This window comes from Amycolatopsis sp. MEPSY49, from assembly GCF_051337345.1.
GTDB lineage: Bacteria > Actinomycetota > Actinomycetes > Mycobacteriales > Pseudonocardiaceae > Amycolatopsis.
In genome coordinates this window covers 197,702-213,418 of record NZ_JBDLYJ010000003.1, presented here as the reverse complement: position 1 = coordinate 213,418, position 15,717 = coordinate 197,702, and the positions used below count along the sequence as shown (strand labels likewise).

The window sequence follows — 15,717 nt, the reverse complement described above, 5'->3', positions numbered from 1 at the left end:
ACCCCGATGAGTTGTCTACGGTGACTCCCGCCTGGCCAGGAGCTTCTCGACCGAGGAGACCGCTCGATGCCCGTCGCCCTCACCCAGCAGCACGGCCCTGCCGTCGTGGCGGCGACCGGTGAGACGACCGCCCGGGGCGTGCCCGCGCCGCGGATCGGCCTGCCCGCCGTCTCCCTGCCCGCCCTCCTGCTCTTCGCCGGCGGCCTGGCGCTGGGGATCACCTCGACCTGGCTGTTGCTGGCGGGGCTCGTGCCGCCGGTGGTCACCGTCGTGCTGAACACCTTCGTCACCTTCGCCATGTACACGGTCGTGCACGAGTCGGCCCACCACTCGGCGGGCAAGCTGACCTGGGTCAACGAGGTGCTCGGCCGGCTGGCCGTCCCGTTCGTCGCGGCGTACGCGTCGTTCCCCTCGCTGCGGTTCGCCCACGGCGAGCACCACCGCCACACGAACGCGTCGGTGCCCGCCGACCCGGACGCGTGGACCTCGCGGGGCCCGCGCTGGCAGCTGCCGCTGCGCTGGCTGACCCTCGACTTCGCGTACGCGCGCTGCTACTTCTCCCGGCTGCGGTCCCGGCCCACCCACGAGCTGACCGAGACGCTGGTGGTGCTCGCCGCGGCGCTGTCGGCGGCGGTCGCGCTGGTCGCGGCCGGGCACGGCGTCGAGCTGCTGCTCGTCTACCTGCTGCCGCAGCGGCTCGGGATGGGCCTGCTCGCGTGGTCGTTCGCCTGGCTGCCGCACCACGGCCTGCCCGCCGCGGACCGGTTCGGCGCCACCCGCGTGCGCGTCGGCCTCGACTGGCTGCTCACCCCGGTGCTGCTGGCCCAGAACCTGCACCTGGTGCACCACCTGCACCCCGCCGTCCCGTTCCACCGGTACCGCCGGGTCTGGCTGGAGAACCGCGAGGCGTACCTGGCCCGCGACGTCCCGATCCGCACCGCCGGGGGCCGGGACCTGACCGCGGCGGAGTACCGGGCGGCCGCCGGCCTCGACTGCTCCCCGGAGGTGTCCGTGCCCGCACCGGCCCCGCCGCCGCTCGGGCCGAGCCGGTTCCACCGGCTGCGGGTCCGCGAGATCCGGCCGCTGACCGCGGACGCCGTCGCGATCACCTTCTACGTCCCGCCGCAGCTGGCCGAGGAGTTCCGGTTCACGCCGGGCCAGCACGTCGCGGTCCGCGCCGTGCTCGACGGGCAGCCGGTGCGCCGGACGTACTCGATCTGCGCGCCGGCGGACGCGGGCGAGCTGCGGATCGCGGTGAAACGCCGTCCGGGCGGCGCGTTCTCCGGCTTCGCGACCACGACGCTGGCCGTCGGCGACTTCCTGGACGTCCTGCCGCCGTCCGGAGGGTTCACGCTCACACCCGACCCGTCCCGGACCGCGCACTACGTCGCGCTGGCGGCGGGCAGCGGCATCACGCCGGTGCTGTCCATCGTGGTCAGCGCGCTGTCGGCGGAACCGCACAGCCGCGCGACGTTGTTGTACGTCAACACTTCCGGCGCGACGACGCTGTTCGCCAAGGAGCTGAGCGCGCTCGCCGAGGGGTTCGGCGGACGGCTGCACGTCGTCCACTACCGGACCGACGAGCGCGACCCGGACCTGCACGCGCACCGGCCCCGCCAGTTCGACACGCTCGGCGAGGCGCTGGCGATCTCCCACGAGCGCTACCAGCGCGGCCGCCTCGACGGGACGCGCCTGCGGGCGCTGCTGCAGAACCGCTTGCACCCGGCGAAGGTCGACGAGTGGTTCCTGTGCGGCCCGCGCGGCTTGATGGAGCTGGTCCGCGGCACGCTGGCCGACGCGGACGTCCCGGAGGAGAACGTCCACTTCGAACTGTTCCGCGGCGCGGCCCCGCTGCGCGACCCGGCGGGCACCCCGGCGAACGTGGCGGTGACGCTGGGCGGGACGACGAGGTGCGTCCGCACGGAAGCCGGCGAAACGGTACTGGACGCGGCGATGCGGGCCGGGTTCGAGGTGCCGTACTCGTGCACGGGCGGCGCGTGCGGCACGTGCCGGGCGACGCTGCGCCACGGGCAGGTCGACATGGACGTCCGGTACGCGCTGACGGAGGACGACGTGGCGGCGAACCGGATCCTGACGTGCCGGGCGCGAGCGACGACCCCGGAGGTGGCGGTCGACTACGACCGCCGCTGACCCGCCCGAGGACGTCATGAACGACCCGTTCATGGCCTGTGGCGACCTGAACGGGTCGTTCATGACATCCGGTCAGCCGGTCTGGGCCGGGGCGCCCGAGGGCGGCGATCCCTGGCCGCCGCCCGGCATCTGGCCCGGTCCCCCGGCTTCGCCCTCCGTCACCGACGTCGCCGTTGCCGATGAGCCGGATTCCGTGGCCACCACCGTCACCGTGTCGCCCGTGGCCAAGCCCGTCGCCTGGTCCGACGTGATCGTGTACGTCTTCGAGAACCCGTCCTCGCTCTTCGCCGTCAGCGATGTCGCGCTCAGCGCCGTCACCTCGCCGGTCTGAGTGATCTTCGTGACGTAGCCGCCGTTGCCGTCCGACGCCACGTATTCCCCGTGCAACGCCGAAGCCAAGCCGCCCGTCATCCCGCCCGGGCCGCCCTGCATCCCGCCCGGGCCGGTGACGGAGTCCGTCGCCGCGGACGACGACGAAGCGGCCCAGATCGCCGCTCCCCCGCCGGCCACGATGGCGACCGCTACGGCGCCTGCCGCGATCTTCTTGCCCGGTGACCAAGCCGGGCGCGGCGGGGCGCCCGGTGCGGGCGCCGCGCCCCACGTCTGGTCCGGAGTGGACGGTGCCTGCGGTGTCGTCATGTGGTGCTCCTTAACGAGGTGTGCGATCCACGGTGGCGGCGCCCGCTGTGTGCGGACTGTGCCTGCCGTCAGCCGCTCCTGTGACCGGAGGAACCGGACTTCCGCGACCGGCCGGTCACCGCACAGCCGCCTCACAGGCAGCACACAACCCGCACACACGGCGTCGACGGACGCTCTACCCATGGCCGCGCGATCCGTTGCACCGCACCCCCGCCGGGGGCGCCTTTCGCTGCGCGCGAAGCTGACCGGCTCGATGGTCGTGCTGCTCACCGTGGTGTGCCTGATCGTCGGGGTGGTCAGCGAGTTCGCGCTCGACGTGTTCCTCACCCGCCAGATCGACCAGCAGCTCTCCGCCGCGGCGACGCGCTCGCTGGTCTTCGCGAGCAACCCCGGCCGCCAGGACGGCGCGCCGCCGGACGACCAGGGCGGCGAGCACCCCTTGGGGCAGAACGTCGGCACGGTGAGCGCCACCTTCGACGGGCGGGTGAAGGTCCACGACGACAGCATTTCCGAGCACGGCGAGGGCATGAGCCTCACCGCGGCGCAGCAGGCCGTGATGCTCTCGGTGCCCACCGACGGCAAGCCGCACACGGTGTCCTTCGACGACCTCGGCGAGTACCGGCTGATGGCCCTGCGGGTGCCCGGGACGTCCGAGGTCGTGGTCACCGGCCTGCCGATGAAGCCGGTCACCGACACGCTGCTCACCGTCGCGCTCATCCTGTTCGGCGTCGCCGCCGCCGGCGTGCTCGGCGCCGCCTTCCTCGGCGCGTTCGCGGTCCGCCGGACGCTGCGGCCGCTCGACCGCGTCGCGGCCACCGCCGGGCGCGTCACCGAGCTGCCGCTCGACCGCGGCCAGGTGGCGCTGTCGATCCGCGTGCCGGAGTCCGACACCGACCCGCGCACCGAGGTCGGCCAGGTCGGCTCGGCCCTGAACCTGATGCTCGGCCACGTCGCGCAAGCCCTCGAAGCCCGCCACGACAGCGAACTGCGCGCCCGCCAGTTCGTCGCGGACGCCAGCCACGAGCTGCGGACGCCGCTGGCCGCGATCCGTGGGTACGCCGAGCTGGCCGCCCGCGGCAGCGCGCTGGTGCCGCCGGACGTCGCGCACTCGATGGGCCGTATCCAGTCCGAGGCCGTCCGGATGAGCGCGCTCGTCGAAGACCTCCTGCTGCTCGCCCGGCTCGACGCGGGCCGCCCGCTCGACCTGCGCGACGTCGACCTCACCCGGCTGGTCGCCGACGCCGTCGGCGACGCCCGGGTCGCCGGGCGTGACCATCGATGGCTGCTGGAACTGCCCCCGGACCCCGTGCTCGCGCTCGGCGACGTCCAGCGGCTGCACCAGGTCCTGGCGAACCTGCTGGCCAACGCGCGCACCCACACCCCGCCCGGCACCACGGTCGCGACGTCGCTCGCCCGCTCGGCCGACGGCAGCGCCGTGATCACGGTGACCGACGACGGTCCTGGCATCGCACCGGACCTGCTGCCGGACGTCTTCGAACGCTTCGCCCGCGGCGACTCCTCGCGCTCCCGAACGGCCGGCAGCACCGGGCTCGGGCTGGCGATCGCGTGCGCCGTCGTGGTCGCCCACCACGGCACGATCGAGGTGCACAGCCGCCCCGGCCGGACGGAGTTCGCGGTGCGCCTGCCCGTGGCCGTGCCCGCACAGCGAGTGCACAGCATCGGCACAACGCTGCCCCAGCTGGAAACCGGAAGCTGAGCACATGACCGCTGTGACATCCGGGGCTTCGCCCCGGGCCGGGGGCTCCGCCACCCGGAACCCCCGCAAAGCCGGAGTCGCGTCACGCGAAACCGTTGCGACTCCTTCAGTACCCGCAGGCCGCACCTGGCACCGGCCGGCACTGGCCGCGCTGCTGCTCGGCACCGCCGTGCTCTACCTGTGGGGCCTCGGCGCCTCGGGCTGGGCCAACGCCTTCTACTCCGCCGCCGCGCAAGCCGGTTCGCAGAGCTGGAAGGCGCTGTTCTTCGGGTCGAGCGACGCGGCGAACGCGATCACCGTGGACAAGACCCCGGCCGCGCTCTGGGTGATGGGCCTGTCGGCCCGGCTGTTCGGTGTCAACGCGTGGAGCATCCTGGTGCCGCAGGCGCTGATGGGCGTCGGCTCGGTGTGGCTGCTGCACGCGACGGTCAAGCGGACCTCCGGCCCGGCCGCCGGGCTCGTCGCGGGCCTGGTGCTCGCGCTTACCCCGGCCGCGGCGCTGATGTTCCGCTTCAACAACCCGGACGCGCTGCTCGTGCTGCTCCTGGTCGCCGGTGCGTACTGCGTCGTCCGCGCGCTCGAGAAGGCGAGCCCGAAGTGGCTCGCGCTGGCCGGCGTCGCGGTCGGGTTCGGCTTCCTCGCGAAGATGCTGCAGGCGTTCCTCGTGCTGCCCGCGTTCGCGGTGGCGTACCTCGTCGCGGCGCCGGTGCCGCTCGGCAAGCGGCTGCTGCACCTGCTCGGCGCGTTGACGGCGACCATGGTCGCGGCGGGCTGGTACCTCGTCGTCGTCGCGCTGTGGCCGGCCGCGGACCGGCCCTACATCGGCGGTTCGCAGACGAACTCGTTGTGGGAACTGGTCTTCGGCTACAACGGCTTCGGCCGCATCACCGGCGACGAGGTCGGCAGCGTCGGCGGCGGCGCCGGCCGGGGCTGGGGCTCGACCGGCCTGACGCGGCTCTTCGGCAGCGAGATGGCGGGCGGCATCGCGTGGCTGATCCCCGCGGCCCTGCTCGCGCTGGGCGCCGGCCTGTGGTTCACCCGCCGGGCCCCGCGCACCGACCGGTCGCGGGCGGCCCTGCTGCTGTGGGGCGGCTGGCTGCTGGTGACGGCGCTGGTGTTCAGCTACATGGGCGGGATCATCCACCCGTACTACACGGTCGCGCTGGCCCCGGCGATCGCGGCGCTGGTCGGCACGGCGGCGGTCCAGCTCTGGCTGCTGCGCTCCCGCCCGGTGGCGTCCGGCCTGCTCAGCGGCGGGGTGGCGCTGACGGCGGTGACGACGTACCTGCTGCTGTCCGGATCGTCGTGGCAGCCGTGGCTGGCCCCGGCGGTGCTCGTCGGCGGGCTGCTGGCGGCGGTGGCGCTGTTCTTCGCGGCCCACCTGACCCGCTGGGCGGCCTCGCTGGTGGCCGTCTTCGCACTCGTCGTGCTGCTTTCCGGCAGCGGCGCGTACACGCTGGCGACCGCGGCGACGACGCACAGCGGGGCGATCCCGTCGGCGGGCCCTTCGCCGGGCTTCGGCGGCGGCTTCCGGGGCGCCCCTGGCGGAACCGGCGGTCCCGGCGGCGGCCGGGGCGGCGGCCCGGGTTCCCTGCTGAGCACGACGCTGCCGGGCGCCGAACTGACGGCGTTGCTCCAGCAGGACGCGGCGAAGTACACCTGGACGGCGGCGACGGTCCTCTCGAACGCGGCGGCCGGCTACCAGCTGGCCAGTGGTGCCCCGGTCATGGCGGTCGGCGGTTTCAACGGGACGGACCCGTACCCGACGCTGGAACAGTTCCAGCAGTACGTCGCGAGCGGACGGATCCACTACTTCCTCGGCGACGGCCTGACGATGCCGGGCTCCACCGGTTCGGACGCGGCACAGCGGATCGCCGAGTGGGTGGCTTCGACGTACCAGTCGTCCACGGTGGACGGCGTGACGGTGTACGACCTCACCGCGGCCGGCTGACCGGGAACCGACGAAAGCAGGGTCAGTACCGCACGACCTGGTCAACTCCGGGCCGCCTCCTGCACTATGGAAGTACCCGGAGGACGGAGGCTTCTGCAGATGACCGAGCCCAACGTAGGGCGGGCCCGCTCCGCAGACCTGGTTCCGTTCGCCGCGGCCCTCGGCGACGGCGGATTCCTCATCGATCGCTGGATCCGCCAGCGGAACGACCAGGGCGTGCTGTTCTTCGCGTGGCTGGGCTCCCGCCCGGCCGGCGCGGTTTACCTGTGGCTCGAAGAGGCCGAAGAGCCACCGATCCGGCGGCACCTGCCGGGCGTCGCGCTGCTCACCCACCTGCAGGTTCACCCCGAGCTGCGCAACCGCGGCGTCGGCGCGGCCTTGGTCGGCGCGGTCGAGCGGCACCTGACCGGTCTGGGCCACGAGCGGGTCGCGCTGGCGGTCCGCACGGACAACCCGGCGGCGGCGCGGCTGTACGACCGGCTCGGCTACCGGGACTGGGGCCACGGCACCGTCACCTGCTACGCGCAGCTGACCTTGCCGAACGGCACCGTCCTCCAGGTGCCGGAACGCTGCTACGTGCTGGTCAAGGACCTCACGGTGGTCACGCCGGAACCGCGCGGGGAGCCGAAGATCGGCGCTTCAAGCCGGTACTGATCCGGCCGTCGATGCCGGGCTGGGCGAGGTGGCCGATGCCCAGGGTGGCCAAGGCGCCCTCGATCCCCGCGCCGCGGCGGTCGCGCTTGAGCCGGCGGATGTGCCGCTGCCAGCGCAGGCAGTCCGACTGCCAGGCCTCCAGGTACTCGACGCACAGCTCCGGGGTGATCAGGTGGCTGCGCCCGATCGACGCCTTCAGCGCCGCGACCATCCGGGCCTTCTGCGCCGCTTCGATGGACGAAGCGAGCACCCGCTCGATCGTCGTGCTGATGATCCGGCGCCGCTCCGGCAGGAACTCGCTCCAGTAGGCGTTGTCGGCGTGGTCGAGGCCGAACTCGTTGTCGAAAAGACCGAAGATCCCTTCGGCGAGGGTGTCCCCCAGCTCCTCGCCGCGGGCCCGCCGCGGGTCGTTGTACGGGTCGTAGGCGTACTGCCACGCGGTGCCGGTGACCGCCGACGGCCGCAGCCGCACACCGTCCAGGAGGAAGAACCAGTCCTCGTTGTAGATGTTCGGGAAGAACGAGGAAAACGCGGGTTCGCCGACGACGAGCGCGCCGCCGCCGATGAACACGTCCTGCGGGGCGCCGACGTCACGCAACGCGTGGCAGACGACCGAGTTGTCCGGCATCCCGGCGTTCGCCAGCCCGACGACGTCGTGGTCGTCGAGCAGTCCCGCCGCGGCCGCGAGGTCACCGGGGTCGGGCAGCTTGATGTCGTCGTCGAGGAAGAGGATCCGCTTCCACCCGGCGAGGCTCGCCAAGAGCAGGCCCAGGTTCCGCTTGAGGCTGGTGTCGACGGGCCGGCGGAACTTCCCGAACTTGAGCAGCTTGTCGGTGGCGAACCGCGGCACGACCCCGTCCGGCAGGAACTCGACGTCGATCGCCGTCACGCGGACACCCTCGCGTTTGGCGGCCAGCGCCGCGCTCGAAGCGTCGGCCAGCATGCTGCACAAGAGCACCAGGTGGGCGTCGACGAGCTTGGCCGCGGCGATGGCCTCTTTCAGGTACGCCGAAGGACGCCCGTTGGGGACGATGATCGCGTCCAGGCTCGCCGCCGGCACCCCGGCCGAGTCGACGTGGGACAGCAGGTCCTGGTGCGACTTGTGCTGCTGTGCGTTCACCCGGCCGCCTCGGGCCATTCGTGGAGCCGGTTCTCCTCGAGCGTCCAATCCGGAGTCAGCCCCTGCCCGCCGATGACGGGGACCCGGCTGATGATGCTGAACGACTCTTCGCCGCCGAACCGCTCCCGCACGTAGGCGGTGTTCCGGTCCAGGAACCGGCCATCCGTCAGCGCTCGTACCGCGCCCAGCGTTCCTCGACCGTACATACCATTGCATACGGTCACAGTGCGCTTCCGGTTGAACGGAGATACGCCCCGATAGAAGTGCGCGACGTCTTCGACCAGATGTCCCTGCTCATCGAGCCGCGGCTCGATGAGCTTCGACCGGCCGCCCTCCTGGACGCGGAACCCGCCGTGCTCGGCGTCGTCCGCCCGGCCGACCTGCGCCACGGGCAGGTCGACCCGGTTGATCACGACCTTCGTCACGGTGTTCCAGTCGACACCTCCCAGGAGGACGAGGTGGCTGGTGAATTCGTCCGCCGTGAGCTCGTCGCTGGTGCGGAAAGCGACCGGGTTGTCCGGGTTGCGCGCCCGGAGGTGCCCGAACAGCTCGATCAGCGCGTCGGGATCCGCGTAGGTGTACAGCGACACGAAGTCGGCGCTTTCGGGGTCCGCGTAGCTGAGGTTCCGGCGGTACTTCTCCGGCAGCGGCGCGCACACGATCGTGATCCGCTGCTCCGGGTCGTCGAAGGTCCAGAGGTCCGCCGCCCCGGTCTCCGCCGGGGCCACCTCCTTCTCCTTGCCCTCGCGCAGCCACAGCAGCTCGTCGAGCAGGTCCTTGCGCTCGTCCCGCTCTTCGTCCGTCAGGTCCTCGACGGGGAGCAGGTGCACCTCGCCGTCCAGCGATCGCCGGGTGGCGAACAGCGTCGCGTACGCCTCGATCCGGCGGGTCGGCGGGCGGACGGGCCTGTCGGCGTTCTCCCACGACGAGATGAGGGAGATGCTGACCCCGCCGAACGCCCGCGCGAGCTGAGCCTGGGTGAGCCCGGCGTCCGGCCACCGATCCTCGCGCAACGCCTTCAGACGGCGAGCGAGCGCACGCGGCGCGACTGAGGACACGACCTCCGCCACCCTTCAGTAAATTTCAGTAGAGCGGAAAGTGGCCTGATAGTACTCCTCGGACCTAAAGTCACGATCGGCAACCCGGGGTTCCGAGGACTGAAACGTTACGTGTACCCGAACCTCCGCTCAGCAAACGGGTAACAGCGGTTCATCCAGGTTGTTCCAGGGTACTCCACCCGTTACAGTGAACTTGACTGAACTTCAGTTCATACCTGAAGGCAGGAGCGGGCCAATGAGTACTCCAGCTGACATACCCCGGCACCGGGCCATCGTGGCGGTCGACATCGAGGGGTCGACCAAACACCCGAACTCGGTGCGAGCCCTGCTCCGGAACGTCCTCTACCAGCTGCTCGAAGAGGCATTCACGATCGCCGGGATCGGCCGCAAGCACCGCGACCCCTTCGTCGACCGCGGCGACGGCGCGCTGTACTTCGTGCGGCCCTTCGACCAGGTGCCCAAGACGCTGTTGCTCGCCAGTTTCGTCCCGACGCTCGCCGATCTGCTGGACAAGCACGCCCGCAACCTCCCGGACCTCGCCTTCCGGCTCCGCGTCGCCATCCACGCCGGCGAAGTGCACCGGGACACCCGCGGGGCGTACGGCGAGGACGTCGACATCGCCTGCCGGCTGGTCGACGCCCCCGAGCTGAAGCGGCGGCTGAGCGAGACGACCGCGCCGCTCGCGCTCGCCATCTCGCAGGAGATCCACCGCGCGGTCGTGCGGCACGGCTACGCCGGCATCGACCACACGGCGTTCACCCAGGCCGTCCACATCAAGCTCGGCGCGGAACGGCTTCGGGGCTGGCTTCACACGCCCGAAGCCGGCGCGCCGGAGGAGGGGCTGACCGCGTAGCGACCGGAAGCGAGGTGGGGATGTGGAACCGACGGGATTCTGGGCCGAGCTGGGGCCGGCCGATCGCCGGGTGCTGGCCGAGTCCGCCACGCGGCGGTCCTACCCGCGCGGCGGAACCCTCTGCCGGGAAGGCGACCGGTCCAGCGTCGTGCTGGTGCTGCTGGCCGGGCACGTGCGGATCGTGCACGGGACGCCGGACGGGCGCGAGGTCGTCGTGGGGGTGCGCGGCACCGGGGACGTCATCGGCGAGCTGGCCGCGATCGACGCGCAGCCGCGCTCGGCGACCGTCGAAGCGCTCGACGACGTCGAGGTCCTGGAAGTCGCCGGCGACCGGTTCGCCTCGCTGTGCCGGACGCGGTCGCGGGTCTCCTGGGCGCTGCTGCAGGTGCTGTCGACGCGGCTGCGGTCGGTGGGCAGGCAGTGGCTCGAACTCGGGGGCGGCGCCGCCGCCCGGCGGGTGGCCGCGCAGCTGATGCAGCTGGCCGTGCAGCACGGCGTGCCGCGCGGCCGGGACATCGAGATCGCCGTCCCGGCCACGCAGGCGGAACTGGCGATGACGGCGGCGATCTCCCGCGAGTCGTGGGCGCGCGTGACGCGCGACCTGCGGCGTCAAGGCGTCATCAGCACCGGCAGAAGACAGGTGACGATCCACCGCATGGCCGAACTTCGGCGGCTGGCGAGCTGAATCCCGCCTTCTGTGTCAGCTGACACAGAGACCGCGGCGAGCCGGAGGTTTCCTGGATCCACGGGCAGAGGAGGGCAATGTCATGGACCCCTACACCACCCCACCGGGCCGCAGCCGCTGGCGCCGGGGCGTCTACGCGGCCGGGCTCGTCATCCCGTTCACCGCGTCCCAGCTGTGGGCGCTGCTGGTGCTGCTGCGGCTCGCGCCCCTCGACGGGCTCGTCGGCCAGGCGTTCGTGCTGATCCTGCTGGGTTCCGTCGTCGCGATCTGGGCGGCGTGGCGCTGGACCTGGCAGCTCGGCCGGGACCGCGACCGCCGGCCCGAGCCCGCCCCCAAGACCCGGATCCCGACATGACGTCCGGGACGGTGATCGTCGCGGCCCTCGTGCTCGGCGTCGCCGTCGGACGCCTCTCGCGCCACCTCGGCGGCCTCCTGCGCCGCCGGTTCACCGGAAGGAGCACGGAAATGACCACCAGGCAAGCGTCGTTCCCCGCCCGGCTCTACCACTGGAGGTGGGAAATCCTGGCGGTGACGCTGCTGCCGTACGCCTTGGTGACGTTCGCGCTGTGGGCCGGCCCGCTGTGGGCGACGACGGTCCTCGCCGGCGCGCTCGGCCTGGCCCTGCTGCGCCGGCGTCAGGTACGGGCCCGGCTCGGCGCGATCCGGCTGCAGCACCGGCTGCGGGCGGCGTTCCCGCTGCTGCGCCTGCCGGGCGGCCGCCGGCCGGCGATCCTGTGGTCCCGCCCCCGCGGCGGCGACATCGTGGTGTCGCTGTTCGGCCGCGAGGCGTTCGAGCACCTGCACCGCCACCGCGCGGTCCTGGCGGCGGCGTGCGCGGTCCCGCAGGTGTACGTCGACCGCCACCCGAAGTACGCGAGCCTGGTGACGCTGACGATCAGCCCGACCGAGGCCCCGCGCGAGCGGACGGTCCTGCCGAGCAACGTGGTTCCGCTGCGGGCCCACAGCTAGCGGCCGAGCACCTCGGTGAGCAAAGTGGACAGTTCGCCGCCGTGCCATGAATTCGTCGAGAACCGCTCCTGGGCGATCCCGTCCCAGGGAGCGGTTCCCTTCGTGATCCGGGTGTCCTTCGTGAGGGTCCCGATCTCCTGCACCGGGATGAATTCCTCGTCGAGCGTCTTTTCCACCAGCTTGACGTCTTCCGGCCGGACCACGACGACAAGTCCCCAGTCGCCCCAGGTCTGCGCGAGGTCGAACGGCCGCAGACCACACTGGGCCGCCACGTCGGCCACCGGTTCGTCGAGCACGAACTCACCGGTGACTTCCGCGCCCAAGCCGTTCATCTCGCAGAGAGAGCGGACCGTGGCGAACAGGCCGTCCGAGACGTCCATCGCCGCGCGCGCGTAGCCCGCCAGCAGTCGCCCGGCCTTCAGCTGGGCGATCGGCCGGCAAGCGCGCCGCCAGATCGCGGCACGGGCCTCTTCCGGGAGGAACGCCATTCCGGCCTCGAGCAGAACCGCGGCCCACAGGTAGCCGGGAGAACCCACCAGCAGCAGTCTGTCCCCCGCCTTCGCCCCGGAACGGCGCAGCCGGGCGCCGGGATCGCAACGGCCGATGGCCGTCGCCGTCAGATGCAGATCGCCGTCCCGGATGTCCCCGCCGGCGACCTTGGTGCCGTGCTCGGCGCAGCAAGCGTCGACACCGTCGAGCAGCCGGTTGAAGTCCCGCACTGTCGTCGTCTTGGGCAACGTGTAGTTGACGACGAGCCCCAGCGGCTCGGCGCCGGCTGCCGCGAGGTCGGACAGGTTGATCGTGGCCAGCAGCCAGCCGGCGTGGTAGAGGTCCGGCTCGCCCAGGAGGTTGACCAGCGGCGTCGGGCAGCTGTCCGTCGTCGCGACGATCTCGCTCGGCCTGGTCACCGAGCTGAGCAGGGCGCTGTCGTCACCGAAGCCTTCGACGGCACCGTACCGCGGCTGTAGAACCTGCTTCTGAATGCCTCGCTCGCCGAGATCACCAAGGCGTGGTTCAAGTGTGCCGGACATGATCCGCCAATCTGGACGCGACGACCGCGTGGTCGCTCGAGTAGTTGTGCGGCATGGCGCCGTAGGGCAGCTCGCTTCCGGCCGAAGCGAACAGCATCAAGTTGCAGATCCGGGCGCCGGGATACAACAGCACCGGGTGCCGGAGGTGGTTCACGATCTCCAAGGTGAGCACAGCGCCCGTCTCCCGGCCGAAGCCGGGGCTGACCTGTCCGCACAGCACCACGCTGATGCCGAGCCGCGCGTAGTCACTGGTGCCGTCGACCAGGCCGGCGAGGCGCTCGGAAAGCCCGATCCGCTCCAGCGTCGGGGCGAGCACGACCTCGCCGGGTTCGACGCTCAGCCGGCCCCCCGCGTCCGGCTCCTTGGGGACCAGCTCGGGATGGGTCGCGCGGTCCGCGATGTCGACGGTCCCGCTGGTCACCAGGGTGAACGCTTCGCGCCCGAGCCGCAGGCCGAGTGCGGCCGGCCGCACCAGCTCGTGGTCGAACGGATCCACCCGCAGCTCGCCGGTCTCGTACGCCCGCCGGATGGCCCGGTCGGTCAGCACGCCGCGACGGGCCCGCCGCGACGGCCTCCAGCGCTTCTTCGCCCGGGCGTCCAGCTCCACGAACATCATCGTGCGGCCTCGCTCTCCAGGCTCGCCAGTACCGCGGTCACGAGCGCCGCGAAGTCGTCCGGCGTGAGCTCGCCGTTCGGCTGGTCGTCGCTTTCCCCCGGCTCGCAGTAGACGACCGTGGTCGGCGTCAGGTGCGGTCCCTGGATCACGACCGTCGCGGTGAGACCGGCGTCGATCGGCCGTACCGTGTGGACGATCGCGGTATCGCACCGGTACGTGCCCCCGCCTTCGACGTGCCGCGTCGCCCGGCGCTTGAGCCCGGCCTCGCCGTCGGCGACCAGCGCGGCGGGATTCGCCGGGTCGGTGCCGTAGCGGTAGCGCCGGAACGGCCTGCCTCCCTCGGCGGCCTCGGTGAATTCGACCATGTGCATGCCGGTTCCCGTCAGCACGTGGGAGGCGAACTCCCAGCGGTGGCTGTGCGGGTTGGACTCGCCGCGCGACGGCGTGTCGCTGCTCGGCCAGACGTGGAGGCGGACGCGGAAGTCCGGCTCGACGCCCGTGTGGAGGACGATCTTCGCGAACCCGTTGGGGTGCCAGTACGAGCGTTTGGCGATGTCGGCGACCATCGCGTCGTCGGCGACCAGGTCGCGCAGCCAGGCCGCGAACGCGTCCCGGGCCGCGCGGACGTGCTCGGCGGCGGCCGTGAGCTCGGCCAGGCCGGGCCGGAGCCCGTTGCCGCGCAACGCTTCCGCGAGCTGAAGGGGAAATGGGTCGCCGGCTTCGGCGACACGGGGTGTCGTCATCGTGCGAGGCATCTCTATTCTGCGGCTGAAGGGGGAAGGAACTGCGGGGCCGGGAAAGCCAGTGCCACCGCGCGCAGAGCCGTCACGGCGTCGAGCGTCATCCAGATCGGGAGATCGCCGCTGCCCCAGGCCCACAGGCCGTGCGAGGGTTCGTAGCGTTCCCACAACGAGTTCAGCGCGCGGCTCAGCCTGGCCACCGGCACTTGTGGTGCCTCGGCCAGCGCCTGCAGCACCCAGGCGGCGGTGAAGTGCTTGATCGTGACCCGCACGTCCGGGCGCCCGCCCGGCTGCGGCAGCGCGAGGTCCTCCGAGACGCCGTCGTCGGGGTGGACCCGCTCGACGAGCCACCGCGTGCCGACCTCGACGGCGTCCGAGACCTCGTCGCTGCCGCGCCCGGAGCGCAGCAGCTCGCGCAGGGCCACCACCGCCCGCGCCGTGTGCGCGGCGGACGGTTCGGGCGCGACCAGCCCCTCTTCCTTCTTCTCGCCCCAGAGCAGGACGCCGTCGAAGTCGAGCCGGGCCGCGAGGAGGTCGTCCGTCAGGCGCCGGGTCAGCGGGGATTCCGGCGCGAGACGGACCGAAGTGCGCAACGCGGCGGAGAGCAGGAACGGCCGCGTCCGGCTGCGCTCGTCGAGCGAACGCTCGAGGTAGGCCAGCCCCTCTTCGGCCGGGAGGATGGTGCTGGCGTCGAACAGCGCGCCGACGACCGCCGCCGTGACCTCGGGCCGGCGGCCTTCCGACCGGCCTTGCCAGCCGAATTCGGAACGCTTCGCGTAAAGGTCTTCGACGACCGCGTGTAGGTCGATGTAGGGCTCGCCCACCACGACCATCGCCGAGATCCCGTAGGCGGTGGCGAGCGTCGTGTGCGCGCCCCGCTTCTGGAGGTTGTGCCGCCAGCCGACGGCGCGACCGTTCTCGTCGCGGATCAGTTCCGCGGCCAGGCCGGCGCCTGCCCGGCGGAAGACTTCGAGCAGGGAGCCGCCCGTCGTCAGGGTTCCCGCCGCGGCCGGTCCGGGCGAGCGGGCCGCCTCGACCAGCTCCAGCAGCGCGTTGGCCGCGCGGAAGTGGTCGTCGAGCAGCCGGGCGTTCTCCGCCGACGGCAGGTAGCGCCCCGCCTCCCACTGCGTCAGGTTCGCCCGGCTCACGCCGACGACCCTGGCCACGTCCGCCTGAGTCTGCCCGGCCGCCTTGCGGAGCCTGCGCAACTCGGCGCCCACGTGGTCGGCGGTCACCGTTACCACATCAGTACCTGTCGGCCGGGCCCCGGTCGACATAGAATGTAGGTAGGCACCGGACACCTCGCCTTACCTACCTAGGTAGGCGGACGTAGGGAGGTGACAATATGTGGACACAGAGCGCACCTTATCCCATCGGCGGCGCTTTGCCGGTGCGGACTGGGGTTGACTCGCCCGAACGGGTTGAATCCCCTGCTCGCGGCCCCCCTTTTGCCCGAAGTCCAGGCCACGACCACGCGCAGTTGGGGCACTACGCAAAGTGCCCGGCGGCCTCCCCGAGCCGCCTGTGGGCGTT

Annotated in this window: 15 protein-coding genes; 8 read left to right on the top strand and 7 right to left on the bottom strand. The window is 72.1% G+C overall.

The genetic code is table 11. From position 1 onward, the window contains the following. The first annotated feature begins 66 nt into the window (after window positions 1-66). The gene (locus tag ABFJ78_RS15655; protein WP_436387052.1) at window positions 67-2,151 is read left to right on the top strand and encodes a fatty acid desaturase; all 2,085 of its coding nucleotides are present in this window, start codon (window positions 67-69) and stop codon (window positions 2,149-2,151) included. A gap of 72 nt (window positions 2,152-2,223) precedes the next feature. Here ABFJ78_RS15655 and ABFJ78_RS15650 read toward each other — a convergent pair whose 3' ends face one another. Continuing rightward, window positions 2,224-2,790: a hypothetical protein gene (locus ABFJ78_RS15650; protein WP_436387050.1), complete on the bottom strand. Its 567-nt coding sequence runs from the start codon at window positions 2,788-2,790 to the stop codon at window positions 2,224-2,226. A 181-nt stretch (window positions 2,791-2,971) separates the two neighbouring features. Between ABFJ78_RS15650 and ABFJ78_RS15645 the strand changes: the two genes are divergently transcribed. From ABFJ78_RS15645 to ABFJ78_RS15635, 3 genes are all read left to right on the top strand, one after another. Beyond that, the gene (locus ABFJ78_RS15645; RefSeq protein WP_436387048.1) at window positions 2,972-4,507 is read left to right on the top strand and encodes a sensor histidine kinase; all 1,536 of its coding nucleotides are present in this window, start codon (window positions 2,972-2,974) and stop codon (window positions 4,505-4,507) included. 4 nt (window positions 4,508-4,511) lie between these two features. Further along, complete coding sequence (locus ABFJ78_RS15640) at window positions 4,512-6,458, top strand: ArnT family glycosyltransferase (RefSeq protein ID WP_436387046.1); 1,947 nt, start codon at window positions 4,512-4,514, stop codon at window positions 6,456-6,458. A gap of 99 nt (window positions 6,459-6,557) precedes the next feature. Continuing rightward, window positions 6,558-7,112 carry a GNAT family N-acetyltransferase gene (locus tag ABFJ78_RS15635; RefSeq protein WP_436387044.1) on the top strand — a complete coding sequence of 185 codons (555 nt, stop codon included), beginning with the start codon at window positions 6,558-6,560 and terminating at the stop codon, window positions 7,110-7,112. On the opposite strand, the gene ABFJ78_RS15630 is transcribed toward ABFJ78_RS15635, so the two are convergent. Together ABFJ78_RS15630 and ABFJ78_RS15625 are read right to left on the bottom strand one after the other, a co-directional pair. Next, window positions 7,060-8,232 carry a hypothetical protein gene (locus ABFJ78_RS15630; RefSeq protein WP_436387042.1) on the bottom strand — a complete coding sequence of 391 codons (1,173 nt, stop codon included), beginning with the start codon at window positions 8,230-8,232 and terminating at the stop codon, window positions 7,060-7,062. The genes ABFJ78_RS15635 and ABFJ78_RS15630 overlap by 53 nt on opposite strands. Next, window positions 8,229-9,290 (bottom strand): helix-turn-helix domain-containing protein, encoded by a 1,062-nt coding sequence (locus ABFJ78_RS15625; RefSeq protein WP_436387040.1) that lies wholly within the window; start codon window positions 9,288-9,290, stop codon window positions 8,229-8,231. Before ABFJ78_RS15625 ends, ABFJ78_RS15630 begins: the two co-directional genes overlap by 4 nt. Before the next feature lie 235 nt (window positions 9,291-9,525). On the opposite strand from ABFJ78_RS15625, the gene ABFJ78_RS15620 reads away from it, so the two are divergent. The 4 genes from ABFJ78_RS15620 to ABFJ78_RS15605 all read left to right on the top strand — a co-directional run bounded on the left by ABFJ78_RS15620 (window position 9,526) and on the right by ABFJ78_RS15605 (window position 11,797). Continuing rightward, window positions 9,526-10,143 (top strand): hypothetical protein, encoded by a 618-nt coding sequence (locus ABFJ78_RS15620; RefSeq protein ID WP_436387039.1) that lies wholly within the window; start codon window positions 9,526-9,528, stop codon window positions 10,141-10,143. A 22-nt stretch (window positions 10,144-10,165) separates the two neighbouring features. Next, complete coding sequence (locus ABFJ78_RS15615; RefSeq protein ID WP_436387037.1) at window positions 10,166-10,828, top strand: Crp/Fnr family transcriptional regulator; 663 nt, start codon at window positions 10,166-10,168, stop codon at window positions 10,826-10,828. An 82-nt stretch (window positions 10,829-10,910) separates the two neighbouring features. After that, window positions 10,911-11,183 carry a hypothetical protein gene (locus ABFJ78_RS15610; RefSeq protein ID WP_436387035.1) on the top strand — a complete coding sequence of 91 codons (273 nt, stop codon included), beginning with the start codon at window positions 10,911-10,913 and terminating at the stop codon, window positions 11,181-11,183. Beyond that, complete coding sequence (locus ABFJ78_RS15605; protein WP_436387033.1) at window positions 11,180-11,797, top strand: hypothetical protein; 618 nt, start codon at window positions 11,180-11,182, stop codon at window positions 11,795-11,797. The genes ABFJ78_RS15610 and ABFJ78_RS15605 overlap by 4 nt, the downstream gene beginning before the upstream one ends. Here the strand turns inward: ABFJ78_RS15605 and ABFJ78_RS15600 are convergent. Genes ABFJ78_RS15600 through ABFJ78_RS15585 form a run of 4 tightly spaced genes read right to left on the bottom strand, consistent with a single transcriptional unit; the run spans window position 11,794 to window position 15,419 of the window. Continuing rightward, window positions 11,794-12,828, bottom strand: a complete 1,035-nt coding sequence (locus ABFJ78_RS15600; RefSeq protein WP_436387032.1) for a thiamine-phosphate kinase — start codon at window positions 12,826-12,828, stop codon at window positions 11,794-11,796. The two genes, ABFJ78_RS15605 and ABFJ78_RS15600, sit on opposite strands and share 4 nt — an antisense overlap. Further along, on the bottom strand, window positions 12,812-13,441 hold the full coding sequence (gene dcd, locus ABFJ78_RS15595) for a dCTP deaminase (protein ID WP_436387785.1): 630 nt from the start codon (window positions 13,439-13,441) through the stop codon (window positions 12,812-12,814). The genes ABFJ78_RS15600 and dcd overlap by 17 nt, the downstream gene beginning before the upstream one ends. Next, window positions 13,441-14,187: a hypothetical protein gene (locus tag ABFJ78_RS15590; protein WP_436387030.1), complete on the bottom strand. Its 747-nt coding sequence runs from the start codon at window positions 14,185-14,187 to the stop codon at window positions 13,441-13,443. Before ABFJ78_RS15590 ends, dcd begins: the two co-directional genes overlap by 1 nt. Window positions 14,188-14,201: 14 nt before the next feature. Beyond that, the gene (locus tag ABFJ78_RS15585) at window positions 14,202-15,419 is read right to left on the bottom strand and encodes a helix-turn-helix transcriptional regulator (protein WP_436387028.1); all 1,218 of its coding nucleotides are present in this window, start codon (window positions 15,417-15,419) and stop codon (window positions 14,202-14,204) included. Between the last annotated feature and the right edge of the window lie 298 nt (window positions 15,420-15,717).

What these genes read in the sequence shown, in the direction of transcription:
- ABFJ78_RS15650 (WP_436387050.1), bottom strand. Translation starts at nt 2,790, where the DNA reads ATGACGACACCGCAGGCACCGTCCACTCCGGACCAGACGTGGGGCGCG.
- ABFJ78_RS15635 (WP_436387044.1), top strand. Translation starts at nt 6,558, where the DNA reads ATGACCGAGCCCAACGTAGGGCGGGCCCGCTCCGCAGACCTGGTTCCG.
- ABFJ78_RS15610 (WP_436387035.1), top strand. Translation starts at nt 10,911, where the DNA reads ATGGACCCCTACACCACCCCACCGGGCCGCAGCCGCTGGCGCCGGGGC.
- ABFJ78_RS15600 (WP_436387032.1), bottom strand. Translation starts at nt 12,828, where the DNA reads ATGTCCGGCACACTTGAACCACGCCTTGGTGATCTCGGCGAGCGAGGC.
- ABFJ78_RS15645 (WP_436387048.1), top strand. Translation starts at nt 2,972, where the DNA reads ATGGCCGCGCGATCCGTTGCACCGCACCCCCGCCGGGGGCGCCTTTCG.
- ABFJ78_RS15655 (WP_436387052.1), top strand. Translation starts at nt 67, where the DNA reads ATGCCCGTCGCCCTCACCCAGCAGCACGGCCCTGCCGTCGTGGCGGCG.
- dcd (WP_436387785.1), bottom strand. Translation starts at nt 13,441, where the DNA reads ATGTTCGTGGAGCTGGACGCCCGGGCGAAGAAGCGCTGGAGGCCGTCG.
- ABFJ78_RS15590 (WP_436387030.1), bottom strand. Translation starts at nt 14,187, where the DNA reads ATGACGACACCCCGTGTCGCCGAAGCCGGCGACCCATTTCCCCTTCAG.
- ABFJ78_RS15605 (WP_436387033.1), top strand. Translation starts at nt 11,180, where the DNA reads ATGACGTCCGGGACGGTGATCGTCGCGGCCCTCGTGCTCGGCGTCGCC.
- ABFJ78_RS15620 (WP_436387039.1), top strand. Translation starts at nt 9,526, where the DNA reads ATGAGTACTCCAGCTGACATACCCCGGCACCGGGCCATCGTGGCGGTC.
- ABFJ78_RS15640 (WP_436387046.1), top strand. Translation starts at nt 4,512, where the DNA reads ATGACCGCTGTGACATCCGGGGCTTCGCCCCGGGCCGGGGGCTCCGCC.